Here is a 17,122-nt window from a genome sequence, read left to right on the forward strand (position 1 = left end):
AAGGGACAGTATAGGTTACCACGGTGACGGCAGGCTTACAGCGCCTTGCCTGCCTGGCAGCCATTTCCGAATGTATTTACAGGTGCCGACGCAGAGATGCCGGCGCGGTCAGAGCAAAGGGGAAAACAGTCGCGCAACGGCCTTGCTTAATCGCGAAAAGAAACACTGGTGCTCCAGCTGGACTTCCTGCGCGTACTGCATCGAGGCATTGAACTCTTCCAGCAACGCTTGATTCGCTTCGCGCTCATAACACAGGACGCTAACCTCGAAATTCAGGTAGAAACTGCGGTTGTCGAAATTGGCCGAACCGATAAACGAAATATCATCGTCCACGATCAGGGTTTTGGTATGTAGCATGCGGGGGCCGTATTCGAATACCCGGATGCCTGCGGCGACCAGATCGTCAAACCACGACTGGGCAGCCTTGGTGACGACATAATTGTCTGTTCGTTTGGGTAGCAGAATGCGTACATCGACACCACGCAGGGCCGCGGAGGTCAGGGCCTGTGCTGATGTCGCGTCGGGTACGAAGTAGGGTGTGGTCAGATAGACGCGATGGCGGGCGCGTAGAATGGCTTCCACGGAAACGCGAAGAATGGACGCGTAATCGAAGTCCGGGCCCGACGGGATGATCTGGGTGCGTATCCAGCGCGGGCCGTCCTGGCCCGAAACCGTTTCTTGAGGCTTCTCGTCATTGGCCAGACGGTCCGTGGCCGGCTGGGTGCGGGCATCTTCCTCCGCCTGCGCCTGCAGGCGCTCCAGGCGTTCGCGATAATGCTCACGCAGCATGTGGCGTACCGACAGGTCATGAGTGGAGTAATGCCAGTCTTCGACAAAAATCGTCTCCAGCCACGACACGACGGGACCCGTCAATTCCAGGTGAACGTCATGAAAAGCGCGTTTGTTGCGGCGGCGATCCTGTTGATCGCTGATGTTGATGCCGCCGGTGAATGCAACAGTGCCATCACAAATGACAATCTTTCGGTGATTGCGCAGATTCATGAACGAGAGCAGGTGCCTCAGGTTGATGTCATGAAAGAAGGCGAGTCTGGCACCTGCCTCGATCAGGGGCCGCATGAAGCGCCGGTTCAACCGCAGTGACCCGATGGCATCTGCAATCAGATAAATTTTTACACCGTTCTTGGCACGTTCAGTCAGCAAATCACGCAAGGTGGTGCCGGTCTGATCCTGCTCGAAAATGTAGTACTCAAGAAAAATGTAATATTTGGCCTCACGCACCGCCTCGAAAATACGGTCATAGGTTTTCTCGCCACCCGAGAGCACTTTATAACTGGTTGCATAACTCAGGGGGTAGTGGGTGATCTGCACAGCCAGATCGTGAATCGCTGCCTGATGCTCAGTCAGATCTGAGGGCTGGATGCGCACGTTCCACAGCGTATCGTCCCGTTCGATCAGGTGTTTGCTGATGCTGCGGTTGATTTTGTTTCGGGTGATTTTTTTTGGCCCGAAAAAGTAATAAATCACAAAGCCCAGAACCGGCACGAAGCTCAGAAACAGGATCCAGCTGAGCGTGGAGATGGGCGGGCGCTTTTGCATGACCACCCAGGTGCCGATAATGACAATATAAATGGCCCACAGGGCGTTCCAGAATGCATCGCTGCCCAGCCAGTCCAGGTTCATGAGCGATGCGCCTGTTCAGACAGAGTGAAGAAGGGCAGGGCGGAGAGTGGCCTATGCATGAAGGCTCTCGAATTCAAGAAGCCAGCGCTTGCGTGGCAAGCCTCCGCCATAACCGGTCAATGAACCATCAGCGCCGATGACCCGATGGCATGGAATGACGATGCTGATACGGTTGCGGTGATTGGCCGAACCGACGATGCGTGCGTGGGCACCATTGCCGATGTCTCTGGCCAGATCGCCGTAGCTGCAGGTCCTGCCGTAAGGGATGCGCTGCAAGTGCGCCCATACCGTTTCGTCGAAGGCTGTGCCGGGCGCATCCAGGGGCAGATCAAATTGCTGACGCCGGCCTGCGAAATAATCGTCCATCTGCGCTTGCACCGCCGTCAGGTGCGAGTGATCCTGGCCGCTCAAATGAAACCCGTAACGCGTACGCAGATCGGTGATTTCTTTGTCGATGGTACTGAAGGTGTCCAGAAACTCCAGCAGTATCACGCCTTTCTCTGAGGCCATGGCGATCATGGGTCCAACCGGGCTGTCCAGATAACGGTAATAAAGCGCTTTGCCTTGCACAAGCCGGTCAGGCGCATCTTCGCAAAGCGACTGAATGCTGTGCTGTATTTCCGCCTGCCTTTCGGGGGCCAGCGTAAATTCGTTGTGTGGGAACAATTCGTTATTGAGCATGAACCAGGGCAATAGAAAAGGGATCGACAAAAATCGGAACGGGCTCAGACACGGCTCATCTTAATGTGAACGGATGTCAGTACTGCGAATTTTACAGAAATTACGTGTGCAATTTCTGTAATGAGGCTGAAACCACTTGTCTGACATGAACAAATGAAATAAGATGTCATACAACATAGACGATTACAAGGTTGTCATGCGGGCTTGCGGCACATGCGCTGCGTTTTTCATTCATTCTCAACGACAGGGTATCCATGAATCCACAGGAATTAAAAGAAATTGTCAGTGAGGGGCTGTTGTCCTTTCCCGTCACCGATTTTGATGAACAGGGCGATTTCAACGCCGAGCGCTACGCGAGACGGCTTGAATGGCTGGCGCCCTATGGTGCGAGCGCTCTGTTCGCGGCGGGGGGCACCGGAGAGTTCTTTTCTCTGGAACCACAAGAATATTCTGATGTCGTGCGTACAGCGGTCGAAACCTGCAGGGGCAAAGTACCGATCATTGCGGGCGCAGGTGGCGGCACCCGGCTGGCGATCAATTATGCGCAACGGGCGGAAAAAGCCGGCGCGCAAGGCCTGTTGCTGATGCCCCATTACCTGACCGAGGCTGATCAAAATGGCGTTGCGCAGCACGTTGAGCAGGTATGTCAGGCCGTCGGACTGGGCGTGATTGTCTATAACCGGTCGCTGTGCCGGCTGAATGCCGATCAGCTGGAACGACTGGCTGAGCGTTGTCCCAACCTGGTAGGGTACAAGGACGGGGTGGGCGATATTGAGCTGATGGTGACAATACGGCAACGCCTGGGCGATCGCTTGTCGTACCTGGGCGGCTTGCCGACTGCCGAATTCTATGCTGCGGCTTATCGTGCACTTGGGGTACCCGTTTATTCGTCGGCGGTGTTCAATTTCATTCCGAAAACCGCCATGGAATTTTATCGTGCTATCGTAGCAGGTGATCGGCCGACGGTTGACCGGTTGATCACCGAGTTTTTCATCCCCTATTCGGCGATTCGTAATCGTCGTAAGGGGTATGCCGTCAGTATTGTCAAAGAGGGCGCGAGAATCGCCGGATATGATGCCGGGCCCGTACGTTCGCCCTTGACCAATCTGACCGGTGAAGAAAGCGATGCGCTGGCCGCTCTGATTTCTAAGTTGGGTCCGCAGTAGTTGGTTCTATCACGTCCTGAGCGTAATGCGGTGTAGCGGACGATGCATTGTCATGCAGATCTCATCGCTCGGGGTCGTCTGTTTATCAGGTGAAAACCATGTTGGAAGAAGAAACGCATACGCCGTTATATATACGAATCAGCCCCAAGGATAATGTCGCGATTGTAGTCAATGACGGCGGCCTGCCTGCCGGTGCGTGCTTCCCCTGTGGCCTGACGCTGCAGACAGCGGTTCCGCAGGGGCATAAGGTTGCTTTGCAGGATCTCGCGCGCGATGAGGCTGTCGTGCGTTATGGTGTGGTGATTGGTTATGCGCTTTGTGATATTGCGGCAGGAACCTGGATTAATGAATCCATGCTGCGCATGCCGCAAGCGCCTTCTCTGGATGCTCTGCCCGTGGCGACTCAGGTCTCTTCGATGGGTACACCGCTGACGAATCTGACCTTTGATGGTTATCGCAATGACGATGGCACGGTCGGCACACGCAACATTCTGGCCATCAGCGCGACCGTGCAGTGTGTCACCGGAGTGGTCGAGTTTGCAGTGCGGCAGATTCGCGAGCAGTTATTGCCTCGCTACCCGAATGTGGACGATGTCGTCTATCTGGAACACGGTTATGGTTGTGGGGTGGCCATTGATGCGCCCAACGCCGAGATTCCGATTCGCACCCTGCGCAACCTGAGTCTGAATCCCAATTTTGGCGGCAAGGTATTGCTGGTGAGCCTGGGGTGTGAAAAGCTGCAGCCGGCAAAAATGTTTCCCGCAGGCAGCATTCCGATTGCCCAGGACGATCCTTATCTGGTCACGCTGCAGGACGAAGACAATGTCGGTTTTGCGAGCATGATTGATTCCATCCTGGAAAAGGCCGAAAGGCGGCTGGTGCAGTTGAATGCGCGAAAACGCGAACCCTGTCCGTTGTCGGCGCTGGTTGTGGGGGTGCAGTGCGGCGGCAGCGATGCCTTTTCAGGCGTGACCGCCAATCCGGCAGTCGGCTATGCCACCGACCTGCTGGTACGCGCGGGCGCAACGGTCATGTTCTCGGAAGTGACCGAGGTGCGTGACGGCATCGCCCAACTGACCGTCCGCGCCGCGACGTCCGAAGTCGGTCAGGCGCTGTTGCGTGAAATGCAATGGTATGACAACTATCTGAAGCAGGGCGGGGCAGACCGCAGCGCCAACACCAGCCCGGGCAACAAGCGCGGCGGCTTGTCCAATATCGTGGAAAAAGCCATGGGCTCGATTGTCAAATCAGGTACGACGCCGATTCAGGGCGTGGTGGCGCCAGGCGAAAGGGTCATACACAAGGGGCTTAACTTTCTGGCCACGCCGGCCAGTGATTTCATTTGTGGCACACTGCAACTGGCCGCCGGCATGACGCTGCACGTCTTTACGACGGGACGCGGTACCCCATATGGACTGGCTGCAGTGCCTGTGATAAAAGTGGCTACCCGTAACAGTCTTGCACGCCGCTGGTACGATTTGATGGATATCAATGCGGGCAGGATTGCCACCGGCGAGGCCAGTATCGAAGAAGTCGGCCAGGAAATGTTTGAGCAGATGATCGCGATTGCCAGTGGTCGCCAGAAGTCTTGCGCTGAGCAGCTGCGACTGCACAATTCGCTGGTCCTGTTCAACCCCGCACCCGTCACTTGAAGATGGGGTGGCTGATGCGATAAGACAGAATTGACTCTGTTGATTCCGGCTGCCAGGGAACATTACCGGGAACTGGGGCCGTTCCTGACGATTTAGGGAAAAAACGTTTTAAAATCAAACTTTTCGTCTTTATACACATAAAGTATTCCGGTGACCACAGAACCTATGCCAACCCGCCTATTGATTAACACCGGCCCGATCAAAAAAAGAGGCAGAACCCTGTCCGACGAAGTCGTCGAGCAGCTGACCGAAAAGATTCAATCGGGCAATCTGGAAGTGGGGAAAAAACTTCCGACAGAATCCGAGTTTGTCGAGGCCTTTGGTGTCAGCAGAAGCGTGATCCGCGAAGCCATCTCTCAATTGCAGGCGCGCGGACTGGTTGAGACGCGGCACGGTGTAGGCACCTTCGTACGCGAGCCAACAGTCAAAGACGTCATTTTCGATCGCAGTACGATGCCGCCCGGCACGGCCGAAGACCTTGCTTCTGTGCTTGAAGTTCGCGCGTGTCTTGAGTCAGAAGCGGCCGGGCTGGCCGCGCAGCGGCGCACCGATGAGCAACTGGCCGAACTGGAGCGGATTTTGCGCGCCCTGGTCAAGGAAGATATTTCACGTGACATCTCGGTCGACGTTGATTTTCAATTCCATGAACAGATTGCCAAAGCCACACATAACACCCATTTTCTGGATCTGCTCAGGCAATTTGGCAAACACGCCATTCCGCGCAGCCGCCTGGCTATTTTCGATCAGGAAAAAGCCATGTACCAGCAACGCCTGAATATGGAGCATGAAGCCATCTTCAATGCGATCGCCGCACAGGATGCCGATGGTGCACGGGCTGCCATGCGCATGCATATTATCAACAGTCGCCAGCGCATGAGATCGGCCGGCAAATAGTCCTCGCGCTCACGGCGCGAGCATGCTTAGCTGTCCTGACATCCGGTTTTACTGAAATGAAAAAGGAGCACGATGACAGTCGAATATGCACAACGACATTTCCCGGCGCTATGCCGTCCCCGTCTCGTTGAGAGTCACAAGGGCAGCTTTGGTACCCTGGGGGTCATTGGCGGCGCGCCAGGGATGACGGGAGCGGCCTTGCTGGCCGCCCGGGCTGCGCTGGTTCAGGGGGCTGGTAAAGTCAAAGTCGGATTTGTGCAGGACTTGCCCTTTGCTGTCGATACGCTGCACCCTGAACTGATGCTGATGCGCGCCGACCAATTATTGCGCAGTAGCGACATGACGGTGTGCGTGGCAGGCATGGGGATGGGCCTGGATGAAAAATCACTTGGCTTGCTGTTTCAGGTTTTCAGGGCGACCATCGATATCCCCCTGGTGCTGGATGCCGATGGGTTGACGTTGCTGGCGCAAGGCCAGATTGGTGCCGGCAGGCGCAACCGGGCACTCGTATTGACACCCCATCCGCAAGAGGCCGCCAGACTGCTTGATTGTGACGTCGGAGAAGTGCAGGGCGCCCGCGCCCGTGCTGCCGTGGCCATCAGCAGAAAATATGATGCGTGGACTGTTCTTAAGGGGCACAAGACCGTTATTTGTTCACCGCAGGGTGACACGCAAACCAATTGCACGGGAAACCCGGGGCTGGCCTCTGGTGGCACCGGCGATGTGCTGGCCGGCATGCTGGGCGCGTGTTTGGCGCAGGGCATTGAAGCTGCCCAGGCTGTGCCTGGTGCGGTCTGGCTTCACGGCGCGGCCGCCGATTTATTGGTTGATGAGGGCGTGGGTCCGATTGGCCTGACTGCGTCGGAAGTGTCGCTCGCTGCCCGTCGTGTACGAAATTCACTGGTGATGACAGAAGGGTAACGGTCTGGATTGGTTCAAATCGATCGTAGAAGACGTTTGAAAAGTGTTGGGACATTTTCGTCAATATTGTTGTATTTTTATTACGTTGCCGAAAAAGCTTGCGCAGTGCCGTAAAAACAGTCATAATTCCGCTTCTTCGCTAGACAACATTAGTTGAGACATGTGGGGGTATAGCTCAGCTGGGAGAGCGCTTGCATGGCATGCAAGAGGTCAGCGGTTCGATCCCGCTTATCTCCACCAAAAATTTTCAATGAAAGTTGTTGGCAAGAAACCAGAAAGTGTGTTAGAATCTTGGATTCTTAAATTGGCTGGTTGGTAGTTCAGGCGAAGCTCACATGCCAACGTGTGCGAAGTTTGAGAAATGTTTTATGTCCTGTCCCCTTCGTCTAGAGGCCTAGGACACCACCCTTTCACGGTGGGTACAGGGGTTCGAATCCCCTAGGGGACGCCAGGCGCTCTGCTTATATGTATAAGCCCGATTGCTTGAAAAATTTATCGCTGCGGAGCGGTAGTTCAGTTGGTTAGAATACCGGCCTGTCACGCCGGGGGTCGCGGGTTCGAGTCCCGTCCGCTCCGCCAAAGAATTCAAAAGGCTAGCTCAATTTGAGGCTAGCCTTTTTTGTTTTTTTGCGCCCGTATCCCCAAAATCTTTGATTCCCGACCTGTGGCAGAAAAGTCAGTCGAGTCGATCTGCATATCTCTATGAGTTACTATGGACGCTACAAAGATCGTTGCTCCTTGCGTAGGCATCACTGCGTCGCGGTGACCATGTCGCTCATGAAGAGAACATGAAATAGAGGAAGAAGGGGAATTATGATTGGCTATACGATGGTTGGAACCAGCGACCTGGACAGATCGATTCGGTTTTATGACCCTTTATTCAACGAATTGGGGTTAGAGGTGTGTTGGCGGGACACGCTTTCAGTGTCGTGGGGGAAAGCCGAGGACACGACATATCCCCGGTTCTTCACCGGTTATCCGTTCAACGGGCAGGAAGCCAACGCAGGAAACGGATGCATGACCGCATTCTGCGTGGATGATCCTCGGAAGATCGAACGCCTGTACGAGCTTGCGATGCAGCATGGCGGAAAGGACGAGGGCAAGCCTGGCCCGAGGCCGCAGTATGGCGAGAGCTTCTATGGGGCATATGTTCGCGATCCTGACGGAAACAAAATTGCGTTCGTTCACTACTAGAGATTGATCCGGTTCTGGGCACATCCAATCAGATAACTGCGCCGCTTGTCGTATAGGCGCGCTAATCTTCCTCCAGAACATCAAAACGCTGTACGAGATAATCAATCAGTGCGCGGACAGAAGGTATCTGTCCCCGACGCGATGAAAAAACGGCATGAATAATTTCGCGTCTGGGGGCCCAGTCTGGCAACGGCCTGATCAGCGAACCTTCGGCAAGCTGATCACATACCATCAACGTCGGTAATTGGACAATGCCCACGCCTGCCATGGCGGCAATACGTAATGCAATCATATCGGTGGTGAGCAGTCGCGGGCTGTGGTGGACGATAGCCTGGGCAGCATCCGGCCCGAACAATGTCCACTTGTATTGCTGTTGCGGCGAGCCCAATCCCAGGCTGGGCCAGTCAGCCAGATCGGCCGGTGCTGCCGGGGTGCCCAGGCGGGCAAGTAAATCAGGACTTGCAACCAGGCACTGACTACGATCCGACAAGATCCGCATCACGAGATCGCTATCCTGGATGGGAGGTGGGCGCACACGGATGGCAATATCAATGGCTTCAGCGACAGGATCAACGCGTCGATTGGTTGCATCCAGATGGACCATCACTTGCGGATATTGCAGCATGAAGTGGGTGAGCATGTCGGCAACATGCGTTTGCAGCAGAGCGGTGGGACAACTGATACGAACTACGCCGCGTGGCTCGGCCCGCGTCATGTCAATAACGTCTTGTGCGGCCTCGGCCTCGATCAGCATGGCCTTGCAATGTTCGTAGTAAGACTGGCCAATATCGGTCATTCCGAACTGGCGGGTAGAGCGATGGATCAGTCGTACGCCCAGTTCTTCTTCCAGGATGCGTAGCTTGCGGCTGAGCGTGGATTTGGGTATGCCCAGCGCCCGGCCTGCCGGTGCCAGGCCCTTGTGATCGACAATTTGCACGTAGTAATAAAGATTGTTGAGGTCCTGCATTGCTTTTATTGTTCCATATATGGAACTCTGACTCCAATTTTTAGATCTATCGGAATATTTGTTCCAAGTTTATGATATCTCTACTGTCACTACAAGGAGATGACAATGAAAAAAGTACTTGGTCTCTACAGCGCACCTCGCCCACATTGGGTGGGAGACGGGTTTCCCGTCAGGTCCATGTTTTCGTATCAAAGCCACGGCAAACAACTGAGTCCGTTTCTGTTGCTGGACTACGCCGGTCCGGCCGACTTTACGCCGACAACGGGAAAACGCGGTGTCGGCCAGCATCCTCACCGCGGGTTTGAGACGGTAACCATCGTTCATAAAGGCGAGGTCAGTCATCGCGACTCAACCGGTCAGGGTGGCACGATCGGCCCTGGCGATGTGCAATGGATGACGGCTGGCTCAGGCATTCTGCATGAGGAATTCCATTCCGATGATTTTGCCGGCAAAGGTGGAGCTTTGGAGATGGTGCAGCTTTGGGTGAACCTGCCTGCCAAAGACAAAATGGCTGCGCCAGGTTATCAGGCCATACTGGATGGCGACATTCCGGTTGTGGCGCTGCCTGGCGACGTCGGGTCCGTGCGCGTGATTGCGGGTGAGTATGCGCAACACAAAGGGCCTGCACATACGTTTACACCGATGCATGTCTGGGATATGAGCCTGAATCAGGGTGGTATCGCCGAGCTCGAGGTACCGGATGGCTGGAATACCGCATTGGTGGTATTGCGTGGAACAGTTCTGGTTAACGGTGACACAGTGGCTCGCGAAGCGCAGTTGGTGGTGCTGGATAAAACCGGTAGCCATTTGACCATCGAGGCAAACAGCGATGCAGTTCTGTTGTTGCTCAGCGGTGAGCCGATTGATGAGCCTATTGTGGGTTATGGCCCGTTTGTGATGAATAGCCAGGATGAAATCGCCCAGGCCATTACCGACTTCAATAGTGGTCGGTTTGGCCAGATGGCCGAGTCAACAGCAGGGTAGCGCTGTTTTTGAATGCGATGGGCATTGTGCCCATCGCACCGTTAATGGCGAGCCGCTTCGTCAATAACGTTATTTGCCGGATGCCATTTTGGCACCGACCTGAACTTCATGGAGAATGGATATGACTACGCCCTATAAACGTTTGGATAAAAGCCAGGCCGCAGTTCTGATGGTTGATCATCAAGCTGGTTTGTTGTCGCTGGTTCGGGATATTGATCCGGACAAATTCAAAAATAATGTGCTGGCCCTGGGTGATTTGGCAAAGTACTTTGAGTTGCCAACTATTTTGACGACGAGCTTTGAGGATGGCCCGAACGGACCCCTGGTGCCAGAACTCAAAGAACGCTTCCCGGACGCCCCTTATATTGCCCGTCCTGGTCAGATCAATGCCTGGGATAATGAGGATTTCGTCAAGGCAATAGAAGCCACTGGCAAGAAGCAGCTCATTATCGCCGGTGTTGTGACTGAGGTCTGCGTTGCGTTTCCTGCATTGTCGGCCATCGAAGCCGGATACGACGTATTTGTCGTGACCGATGCGTCGGGCACCTTCAACGAAATCACTCGTCATTCTGCCTGGGATCGTATGTCGTCGGCAGGCGCGCAATTGATGACGTGGTTTGGCCTGGCGTGTGAGCTGCATCGTGACTGGCGTAACGATGTCGAGGGCTTGGGTACATTGTTTTCCAACCATATTCCCGATTACCGGAATCTGATCACCAGCTATAACACATTGACCTCAGGGAAATAAAACAGCAGGCAACGCGAGTAATCCATGATGCGATTGCCCGCGTTGCCTGATATCCGGTTCTGTTCCCGACGGGTTTACCAGGCGCAAGCTTGCTTACGGCCGTTTTAGCATGCCTGCTGCGTTGACCCTGATTTAGTGATGCATCAGATCATGTGCAATGGCCTGGCTATCCCATCCTGAAGGGAAATAAGTCGGCCAGTTGGTGAGCTCTTCACTGAGTTTCTGGTGGCCATCATTGCCAAAATAGATATGAAAGTGGCTGACTTTTTTCGGGGCAATCGTGTGATCGCTAAATTGTATGAAGCCGGGCGCTTGCGCGTCGCCCTGTGTCTTGGTGAACAAGTAACGCACGCCGCGATTGCCCGCTTTGTACGTCAGGATTTTATAACCATCGTATTTGTATTGAGCGCTGGTGCTTTTGCCATGCCGATAAAAAGTGAATCGATCATCTTGAATGACCAGGCGATCGATGTCGGTTTTATAGCCTGCGTCGTAATATTGTTTATATCCTTCTGCGGTTCGGTCTTTTTTGTGGTCGGCCTTGTGCGTCATGACCGTATCCAGCGAGCCGTTTTTCAGTAGAGGGTAGAGTGACTGCCAATCTCCTTCCCAGTCCGACAGGCTCCGGTCTTTTACTTCTGCATCCTTGAAATAGCCCTTTGCGGCAGTCTTCTTTATTGTTTCGGATCCATGGTCATGCGTGTGATTATGCTGATGGGTGTGCGCATGAGCGGGGGCCGTGAGCGCGAACGATAAGATTGCAGTCCGGAGCAGGTTGGTCGGCATGTTCATCACGTTGGCTTCCTCTTGTTTAAAATAGTTATGTTATAACATAACATTTATAGGAGTCAATGAATGATTTTTTCTTTGGCTGGTATGGGGACGAGCCGTTTTCGGGTTCAGCCGGGTGCCTCAGGAGGAAAGATTCTTTTGCGAAGCTGCGGGCCTCGCAAAAGAATGTGATGGTTGTGTGTGCCGGTTTCGGCGGCCAATAGATTTGTGTGGCTTATTTTTTATGTCGGGCAGCTTCGTCGCGTTGCATGCGGTCCAGCGAATGCTCTGTCTCGTTTTCATCGAGCGCCTGCTGCTGCAGCATGCATTCATCAAAATGCGCGGAACCGGGTTGAATACCCAGTGTTGCGCATTGCTTGCGGTAGCCGTCCGCTTGCCAATCGTCCAGTGTCTGACATCCGCCAAGTAAACCCGAGACTGCCATACTCATCGCCAGAAGCGCTTTCGCTGATGATTTTTGCTGCATCTTGTCTTATCCCCTAAATATGTCAAGTGAAATGCTATTTAACCATTGATGATTGTTTCTGCATAGCCGGGCGCTACGAAGCGTGGCTTTGCTGGACGGGGATCTCGCTATTTGGTGGTATAGCCGCCATTGACCAGAATCGTTTGTCCGGTCATCCACCATCCCTCCGATACCATGAAGCGGACCCAGGGAACGATGTCTTCGATATCGGTCAGGCCGGTTTTGGAGAAGGGAGAGAGCGCTGCTGCTGTCTTGTGGTATGCCACCGCGTCTTCGCCTTCTGCCGGATAAAAGAAAGGCGTATCCATGGGGCCGGGCCCGATGGCAGTGACCGAGATGCCGCGTTCTCCGAATTCCTTTGAAGCGGCACGAGTGAAATGTTCTACAGGCGCTTTTAAGCCTTCGTATGCAGAATAGAAGGGCGTATAGGCACCCAGCAGCGATGTGACCAGGGTACAAATTTTGCCGTTATCGTTGACGGCTTTGCCTGCTTCCTTCAGGAAAAAGAAGGCCGACTTGACGTTCACAGCGCTTGATTGATCAAACTCTTCTTCTGTGACCTCGGCCATGGGCTTTTTGAGCACCATGCCGACTGTGTTAATGGCGATATCGGGCCGGCCTACGGCGGCAATGGTATCGGCAAACAGTTTTTCCACTGCCGCGGCGCGGGTCAGGTCGGCCTGGAAAGCAACGCCTTTGGCGCCCGCCTGTTCAATGGCTGCAAGCGTTTCATCGGCAGCTGCCTTGGCTTCGTTGCCGTGATAGTGTATTGCCACTGCTTTGGCACCATGCCGGGCGAACTCGCGCGCCAGCAGACCACCCAGGTTTTTCGCGCCGCCTGCGATAAGGACTGTTTTTCCTTCGATTGTGTTTCTGGACATTTTCGGACTCCCGTTAGTGTTTGTTGAACGAAGTGCATTGCCACGTTTGTGATAAAGAATAATTGATCGTCATTTCGAGATAAAGCTGCTATTCTTGAATTCTTACGTCGAAATTTTCGAACAATCAATATTCTTATGGACCAGATCCGACAGATGCAGGTTTTCATCCAGGTGATGGAAAGCGGCAATTTCACGCGAGCGGCAGAAGCGCTCAATGTCCCCCGTTCCACTGTCTCCACCCTCATTCAGGCGCTGGAGGACCGGTTGGGTGTGCAGCTGTTGCGTCGAACCACGCGACGGATGATTCCTACCGTTGAGGGTCTCGAGTTTTTAAAAACGGCGCGGGAGATCGTGGAGGCGATTGAAGCCTCCGAACAAATGTTCCGTTCAGTGTCCCCGCGTTTGAAAGGAAGGCTGAGAATCGATATGCCCAGCCGAATTGGCCGCCGGATCATTATCCCTGCGCTGTCTTCATTGATTGAGATGCACCCCGACTTGGAGCTGGAGGTGAGCATGACAGATCGCATGGTGGATATGATTTCTGAAGGAATCGATTGCGTGATTCGTGTGGGAGATCTGAGCAGTTCTGATCTGATTTGCCGTAAGCTGGGAGAGGTCGATATCATCACATGCGCCAGTCCTGACTATCTGGCGTGTCGCGGTACACCGGAATCGCCTGATGATTTGTCCGGGCACCTGCTGGTCAATTATGCTCCCCGATTTCAGACCGGCCCGGCGGCCTGGACATATATCGCGCACGGCAAATTGAACGTGGTGAATATGAAGAGCATGATTTCAGTGAATAATGTAGAGGGCTATTTGGCCGCTGCCAGGGCGGGGATGGGATTGATCCAGATTCCTGCTTTTGATGTGCAGGATCTCATCGAGCGCGACGCGCTTGTCGAAGTGCTGTCCGGATTTCGCGCGGCTTCTATGCCGCTGTCATTTCTGTATGCGCGACGGCGCAATGTCCCGGTGCGTATTCAGGTATTTCAGAACTGGGTGTCTGATTTATTGCGGCGTGAAGGCGTATTCGGACCGGTATTGTGAAGTGAATGAGCTCGTTTTTTCTCTGAGGATGGTGCAGCCCCACTCGGACAAAGCAATGACGAGTCTGCGTCTGCTTACTGTAGCGGCGGTTTAGCGGAGGTGATATCCAGTACTGCCACCCCGCAGTCACGGCTGTTGTGCAGTGGCACGACTTCATAGTCTCTGCCCGCTTGCGGAGTGAACACTGCAGTATTGCTCCTGCATGAGGCTTCGTAATAATACGATGCATAGTGAGGGGCGGAAGACCCTAAGCCCACAAAGGCATTGTTCACACGTACCGGCACGCCTGCTGGAATGACAAATTCCCGATAGAATACTTTCGAAAGAATTCCGTCATAGTTGTGCATTTCGTTGAGCATGGGTGTTTTAGGCATACCCAAGCTGACATTTTCGGCTGTACCCACAAGAGACGAGAATGCGTCACCAAGGCTGCCGCCCACATTCTTCTCGACCTTTTTGTTGCCGATACTATATTCCATAATGGAAGGTTTCTGATTTTGGCCATAAAGCCGGATGCGCGCGTGTTGCTGCGGGTTGTAGTTTTCGGTGCTTATTACCGTGGTGCTTTGGCACGCGGTCAGCACGACCACGCATGCCAGTGGCGCAATGAGTTTACATATTCTCATGCTTTCAATCGATCCATCTGCAAGTTTTCAAAATGGCCTGGGCAAGACGCATGGACGGTCAGGCATCTATTGCCAGCCGATGGCATTATCCGATGAATTGCAAATAATGACCTTGATGTAATGCAACTTTTCCCGCCGATCTTGTCAATTTCAAAAATCCGATTTGACCAGGACAGGCATATGGATGCTGCGCCGGGCAGGCAGGTGGAGTTGGGACGGGCTGGCGGTTACTGTCGTGGAATATTGACGATAGGCGTGGCTTCGAGCAATTTGTCCAGCTTGGCGTTCAGTTCTCTGGTTTGCTCGTGCACTTCTTCGCGGATGCTCTTTCTAATGGAAGTGCCGACATCGAATATGGATATCATATTTTGGCTTAGCGCATAAACCAGGCTTGCAATACCAATAAGGACCGTAATGGCAGCCGTCCAGACGGTGTGGCGAAACGTCTTGCTCTCAGACACGAACTGCTCACACATCTTTTCAATGCGTACAATCCGTTCATCCATCCTTTGTTCGATGGATCGAATACTTTTATCGATATAGACATGGGTGGTGACAGCGCGCATAAGTCCAATATGATGCAGTCATTAGAAACGAAATCTTATGCATAACCTGACCGTGCGTCAATATATGAGTAGGCAAAAGAGTCCGGGACGTGTCTGTGTTCTGTCATATATTTTTACACTCCGTTTTTGGGTTGATGCGGTCAAGCGTTTGCCGGAGAATTGAAAGTCCACAGGTAGCTCAAATGGTAGAGTATCCGAGTACTTCACGAGGAGGGTTACGGTTCGAGCCCGTATCTGTGGAAGATTTCTACTACTACGTAACCGGACGGGAACAGCTTCCTGGCTGGCTTCGCCCGGTTGCCGTTTTGTGTCGCATGTAGTAACTACGGATGCTGTAGCGCGGTAAGATGATCCGAAGCAGGCAACGCTGTTTTGATTGATCAGGATCAAATATAAAAAAGCCTGTGGAGTCAGATCATCATGTCATGGACAAGACTTCAAAATAGAAGAGACATACCTGAATGCAAGCGTGTGCATGCAGTGGCGGGTTCCGGGCGCCGACAACGGTACGCCTGATATTTTTATAAAATGGAGTGTCCAGAATGCTGGTATCAAAGATACAAACCTCGCTGGCGTATGAGGTGTCGTCGGCGAGTGAGTTTTTTCTGAATATGCTGGTCTCCAAAAAAAGCCAGCTTATTCTGGATGAACGTTTGCATGTGGGGTATGTCAATCGTCATGGCGTGGAATCCGTTATTCATTTTCAGAAGAATATCGATGCTGTAGGCGGGCGCTTTGCATCGTTTACTGCGCAAGAGGGCACCGTGGGTGTCGAGTACACGGCTCGTGTTGTGACCAATAATGAACGACGCCCGGCCGATGCGGCGATTTATTCGATCAGTCGTCTGCCAAAGAAAACCATTCCCTGCTTGCGACCAAGCCGGTATTGTGAATCGGATGTTCTGTCCGCCCAGGTGCAGTCCCTTTTCCGGGCACAGGGCGACGGGATTGCGCTGGTTGAGTCTATCATTGACTGGATCCAGGACAATATTCAGTACGAAGTAGGGTGTTCGGACTCCACGACATCAGCCTGGGATGTGTTTGAAAAACGCAAGGGCGTTTGCCGGGATTTTGCTCATATGGCCATTACGTTTTGCCGCGCCCTGAATATCCCGGCCCGCTTTTGCGTGGGCTATATTTATTTTGATGAACCGCCTCAGGATTTCCATGCGATATTCGAAGCGTATTTGGGAGGGCGGTGGATCAAGTTTGATCCGACGCGATTGGCGCCACCCGATCACCTGGTTGTGATTGCGCGCGGCAATGATGCCAAGGACACGCCCTTTGCCACGATTTTTGGCAGTATCAGAACCACGCGCATGCGCATCAATATCGTGCAGGAGGATCCTTATTCTGATTTTCGCGTCGCGGCAGGCGATGAGCAACAGGCGATTATCGGCCGCTAGGCTGTGCGCGGATTGTATCGCGCACGCTGCCTGACAGATCTTACTGCTTTTGTTCTTCCTTGCGGGAGATGACCTCGCCGGTGCTGGCGTCAATAAAAAGTTCATATTTGGTGCCAGGCTTGAGCGTGGTCACTTCATAACCCCAGACATTCTTTTCACGGTCGAAATCGACTTCGACCGCTTTGGCGCCGGTTTCTGACTCGGCAGTTTGCACCGCCTGCGCCAATGTGACTTTGGCCTCATTGATCGCCCGGGCTTCCTGTTGATGATTTGACTCGGCTGCCGCCACGCCTGGCAAGGCGATGAGCAGGGAGAAAAGCAGAGGAGAGGTCATTTTCATTTTCATAAGTCATCCTGAAAGAAAGAGAGGATGTTTCAGTGTAATGCATCCGGGTGCTTCTGTAACCCGTGGCCGTCCCAATCTCGGTTTTCCGCAGATAGGGTGTTCTTGAAAATACTGTATACTTATACAGTATTTAAAGGAATT

The 17,122-nt window shown here is 53.4% G+C and carries 18 protein-coding genes and 4 tRNA genes; 13 read left to right on the top strand and 9 right to left on the bottom strand.

Going from position 1 to position 17,122, the window contains the following annotated elements; translation table 11 throughout:
* Positions 1 to 108 precede the first annotated feature (108 nt).
* Together W822_RS40790 and W822_RS40795 are read right to left on the bottom strand one after the other, a co-directional pair.
* Complete coding sequence (locus tag W822_RS40790; RefSeq protein WP_024006529.1) at positions 109 to 1,641, bottom strand: phospholipase D-like domain-containing protein; 1,533 nt, start codon at positions 1,639 to 1,641, stop codon at positions 109 to 111.
* 51 nt (positions 1,642 to 1,692) lie between these two features.
* Positions 1,693 to 2,352 carry a methylated-DNA--[protein]-cysteine S-methyltransferase gene (locus W822_RS40795; protein WP_172642813.1) on the bottom strand — a complete coding sequence of 220 codons (660 nt, stop codon included), beginning with the start codon at positions 2,350 to 2,352 and terminating at the stop codon, positions 1,693 to 1,695.
* Positions 2,353 to 2,576: 224 nt separating this feature from the next.
* Between W822_RS40795 and kdgD the strand changes: the two genes are divergently transcribed.
* The 8 genes from kdgD (at position 2,577) to W822_RS40830 (ending at position 8,149) form a co-directional block, all read left to right on the top strand.
* Positions 2,577 to 3,488, top strand: coding sequence for a 5-dehydro-4-deoxyglucarate dehydratase (kdgD, locus tag W822_RS40800; protein ID WP_024006531.1), 912 nt, complete (start codon positions 2,577 to 2,579; stop codon positions 3,486 to 3,488).
* A gap of 98 nt (positions 3,489 to 3,586) precedes the next feature.
* A complete protein-coding gene (gene garD, locus W822_RS40805; RefSeq protein WP_024006532.1) occupies positions 3,587 to 5,140 on the top strand; it encodes a galactarate dehydratase in 1,554 nt (517 codons plus the stop codon).
* A gap of 165 nt (positions 5,141 to 5,305) precedes the next feature.
* Positions 5,306 to 6,034, top strand: a complete 729-nt coding sequence (locus W822_RS0123955; protein WP_031243316.1) for a FadR/GntR family transcriptional regulator — start codon at positions 5,306 to 5,308, stop codon at positions 6,032 to 6,034.
* 72 nt (positions 6,035 to 6,106) lie between these two features.
* Positions 6,107 to 6,955 carry an NAD(P)H-hydrate dehydratase gene (locus W822_RS40810; protein ID WP_024006533.1) on the top strand — a complete coding sequence of 283 codons (849 nt, stop codon included), beginning with the start codon at positions 6,107 to 6,109 and terminating at the stop codon, positions 6,953 to 6,955.
* 164 nt (positions 6,956 to 7,119) lie between these two features.
* A tRNA-Ala gene (locus W822_RS40815) sits at positions 7,120 to 7,195 on the top strand.
* 135 nt (positions 7,196 to 7,330) lie between these two features.
* Positions 7,331 to 7,406: transfer RNA gene (locus W822_RS40820), tRNA-Glu, on the top strand.
* A 51-nt stretch (positions 7,407 to 7,457) separates the two neighbouring features.
* A tRNA-Asp gene (locus W822_RS40825) sits at positions 7,458 to 7,534 on the top strand.
* Positions 7,535 to 7,768: 234 nt separating this feature from the next.
* Positions 7,769 to 8,149, top strand: a complete 381-nt coding sequence (locus W822_RS40830; protein ID WP_024006534.1) for a VOC family protein — start codon at positions 7,769 to 7,771, stop codon at positions 8,147 to 8,149.
* Between the two features lie 61 nt (positions 8,150 to 8,210).
* Here W822_RS40830 and W822_RS40835 read toward each other — a convergent pair whose 3' ends face one another.
* Entirely contained in the window at positions 8,211 to 9,116 is a 906-nt protein-coding gene (locus W822_RS40835; RefSeq protein WP_024006535.1) for a LysR family transcriptional regulator, read from the bottom strand.
* Positions 9,117 to 9,221: 105 nt separating this feature from the next.
* Here W822_RS40835 and W822_RS40840 point away from each other — a divergent pair, with 105 nt between their 5' ends.
* On the top strand, positions 9,222 to 10,100 hold the full coding sequence (locus W822_RS40840; protein ID WP_024006536.1) for a pirin family protein: 879 nt from the start codon (positions 9,222 to 9,224) through the stop codon (positions 10,098 to 10,100).
* A gap of 121 nt (positions 10,101 to 10,221) precedes the next feature.
* Positions 10,222 to 10,848 (top strand): isochorismate family cysteine hydrolase YcaC, encoded by a 627-nt coding sequence (gene ycaC, locus W822_RS40845; protein WP_024006537.1) that lies wholly within the window; start codon positions 10,222 to 10,224, stop codon positions 10,846 to 10,848.
* A 132-nt stretch (positions 10,849 to 10,980) separates the two neighbouring features.
* On the opposite strand, the gene W822_RS40850 is transcribed toward ycaC, so the two are convergent.
* The 3 genes from W822_RS40850 to W822_RS40860 all read right to left on the bottom strand — a co-directional run bounded on the left by W822_RS40850 (position 10,981) and on the right by W822_RS40860 (position 12,987).
* A complete protein-coding gene (locus W822_RS40850) occupies positions 10,981 to 11,640 on the bottom strand; it encodes a metal-binding protein ZinT (RefSeq protein WP_024006538.1) in 660 nt (219 codons plus the stop codon).
* A gap of 214 nt (positions 11,641 to 11,854) precedes the next feature.
* The gene (locus W822_RS40855) at positions 11,855 to 12,106 is read right to left on the bottom strand and encodes a hypothetical protein (protein ID WP_024006540.1); all 252 of its coding nucleotides are present in this window, start codon (positions 12,104 to 12,106) and stop codon (positions 11,855 to 11,857) included.
* 107 nt (positions 12,107 to 12,213) lie between these two features.
* Positions 12,214 to 12,987, bottom strand: coding sequence for an SDR family oxidoreductase (locus tag W822_RS40860; protein WP_024006541.1), 774 nt, complete (start codon positions 12,985 to 12,987; stop codon positions 12,214 to 12,216).
* Positions 12,988 to 13,122: 135 nt separating this feature from the next.
* Between W822_RS40860 and W822_RS40865 the strand changes: the two genes are divergently transcribed.
* The gene (locus W822_RS40865; RefSeq protein WP_024006542.1) at positions 13,123 to 14,037 is read left to right on the top strand and encodes a LysR family transcriptional regulator; all 915 of its coding nucleotides are present in this window, start codon (positions 13,123 to 13,125) and stop codon (positions 14,035 to 14,037) included.
* Between the two features lie 74 nt (positions 14,038 to 14,111).
* Here W822_RS40865 and W822_RS40870 read toward each other — a convergent pair whose 3' ends face one another.
* A complete protein-coding gene (locus W822_RS40870; protein ID WP_031243317.1) occupies positions 14,112 to 14,663 on the bottom strand; it encodes a hypothetical protein in 552 nt (183 codons plus the stop codon).
* Between the two features lie 227 nt (positions 14,664 to 14,890).
* Positions 14,891 to 15,229 carry a hypothetical protein gene (locus tag W822_RS40875; protein WP_024006545.1) on the bottom strand — a complete coding sequence of 113 codons (339 nt, stop codon included), beginning with the start codon at positions 15,227 to 15,229 and terminating at the stop codon, positions 14,891 to 14,893.
* Positions 15,230 to 15,396: 167 nt separating this feature from the next.
* Here W822_RS40875 and W822_RS46400 point away from each other — a divergent pair.
* Positions 15,397 to 15,470: transfer RNA gene (locus W822_RS46400), tRNA-OTHER, on the top strand.
* Positions 15,471 to 15,771: 301 nt separating this feature from the next.
* Entirely contained in the window at positions 15,772 to 16,635 is an 864-nt protein-coding gene (locus tag W822_RS40880; protein WP_024006546.1) for a transglutaminase-like domain-containing protein, read from the top strand.
* Positions 16,636 to 16,675: 40 nt separating this feature from the next.
* Here W822_RS40880 and W822_RS40885 read toward each other — a convergent pair whose 3' ends face one another.
* Positions 16,676 to 16,981 carry a PepSY domain-containing protein gene (locus W822_RS40885; protein ID WP_031243319.1) on the bottom strand — a complete coding sequence of 102 codons (306 nt, stop codon included), beginning with the start codon at positions 16,979 to 16,981 and terminating at the stop codon, positions 16,676 to 16,678.
* Between the last annotated feature and the right edge of the window lie 141 nt (positions 16,982 to 17,122).

The organism is Advenella kashmirensis W13003 (assembly GCF_000506985.1).
In the GTDB taxonomy this organism is placed as follows: Bacteria; Pseudomonadota; Gammaproteobacteria; order Burkholderiales; family Burkholderiaceae_B; genus Advenella; species Advenella kashmirensis_A.

Bases quoted from the DNA above. Each gene is read 5' to 3' on its own strand.
- W822_RS40790 (WP_024006529.1), bottom strand. From the start codon at position 1,641: ATGAACCTGGACTGGCTGGGCAGCGATGCATTCTGGAACGCCCTGTGG.
- kdgD (WP_024006531.1), top strand. From the start codon at position 2,577: ATGAATCCACAGGAATTAAAAGAAATTGTCAGTGAGGGGCTGTTGTCC.
- garD (WP_024006532.1), top strand. From the start codon at position 3,587: ATGTTGGAAGAAGAAACGCATACGCCGTTATATATACGAATCAGCCCC.
- W822_RS0123955 (WP_031243316.1), top strand. From the start codon at position 5,306: ATGCCAACCCGCCTATTGATTAACACCGGCCCGATCAAAAAAAGAGGC.
- W822_RS40810 (WP_024006533.1), top strand. From the start codon at position 6,107: ATGACAGTCGAATATGCACAACGACATTTCCCGGCGCTATGCCGTCCC.
- W822_RS40830 (WP_024006534.1), top strand. From the start codon at position 7,769: ATGATTGGCTATACGATGGTTGGAACCAGCGACCTGGACAGATCGATT.
- W822_RS40835 (WP_024006535.1), bottom strand. From the start codon at position 9,116: ATGCAGGACCTCAACAATCTTTATTACTACGTGCAAATTGTCGATCAC.
- W822_RS40840 (WP_024006536.1), top strand. From the start codon at position 9,222: ATGAAAAAAGTACTTGGTCTCTACAGCGCACCTCGCCCACATTGGGTG.
- ycaC (WP_024006537.1), top strand. From the start codon at position 10,222: ATGACTACGCCCTATAAACGTTTGGATAAAAGCCAGGCCGCAGTTCTG.
- W822_RS40850 (WP_024006538.1), bottom strand. From the start codon at position 11,640: ATGAACATGCCGACCAACCTGCTCCGGACTGCAATCTTATCGTTCGCG.
- W822_RS40855 (WP_024006540.1), bottom strand. From the start codon at position 12,106: ATGCAGCAAAAATCATCAGCGAAAGCGCTTCTGGCGATGAGTATGGCA.
- W822_RS40860 (WP_024006541.1), bottom strand. From the start codon at position 12,987: ATGTCCAGAAACACAATCGAAGGAAAAACAGTCCTTATCGCAGGCGGC.
- W822_RS40865 (WP_024006542.1), top strand. From the start codon at position 13,123: ATGGACCAGATCCGACAGATGCAGGTTTTCATCCAGGTGATGGAAAGC.
- W822_RS40870 (WP_031243317.1), bottom strand. From the start codon at position 14,663: ATGAGAATATGTAAACTCATTGCGCCACTGGCATGCGTGGTCGTGCTG.
- W822_RS40875 (WP_024006545.1), bottom strand. From the start codon at position 15,229: ATGCGCGCTGTCACCACCCATGTCTATATCGATAAAAGTATTCGATCC.
- W822_RS40880 (WP_024006546.1), top strand. From the start codon at position 15,772: ATGCTGGTATCAAAGATACAAACCTCGCTGGCGTATGAGGTGTCGTCG.
- W822_RS40885 (WP_031243319.1), bottom strand. From the start codon at position 16,981: ATGAAAATGAAAATGACCTCTCCTCTGCTTTTCTCCCTGCTCATCGCC.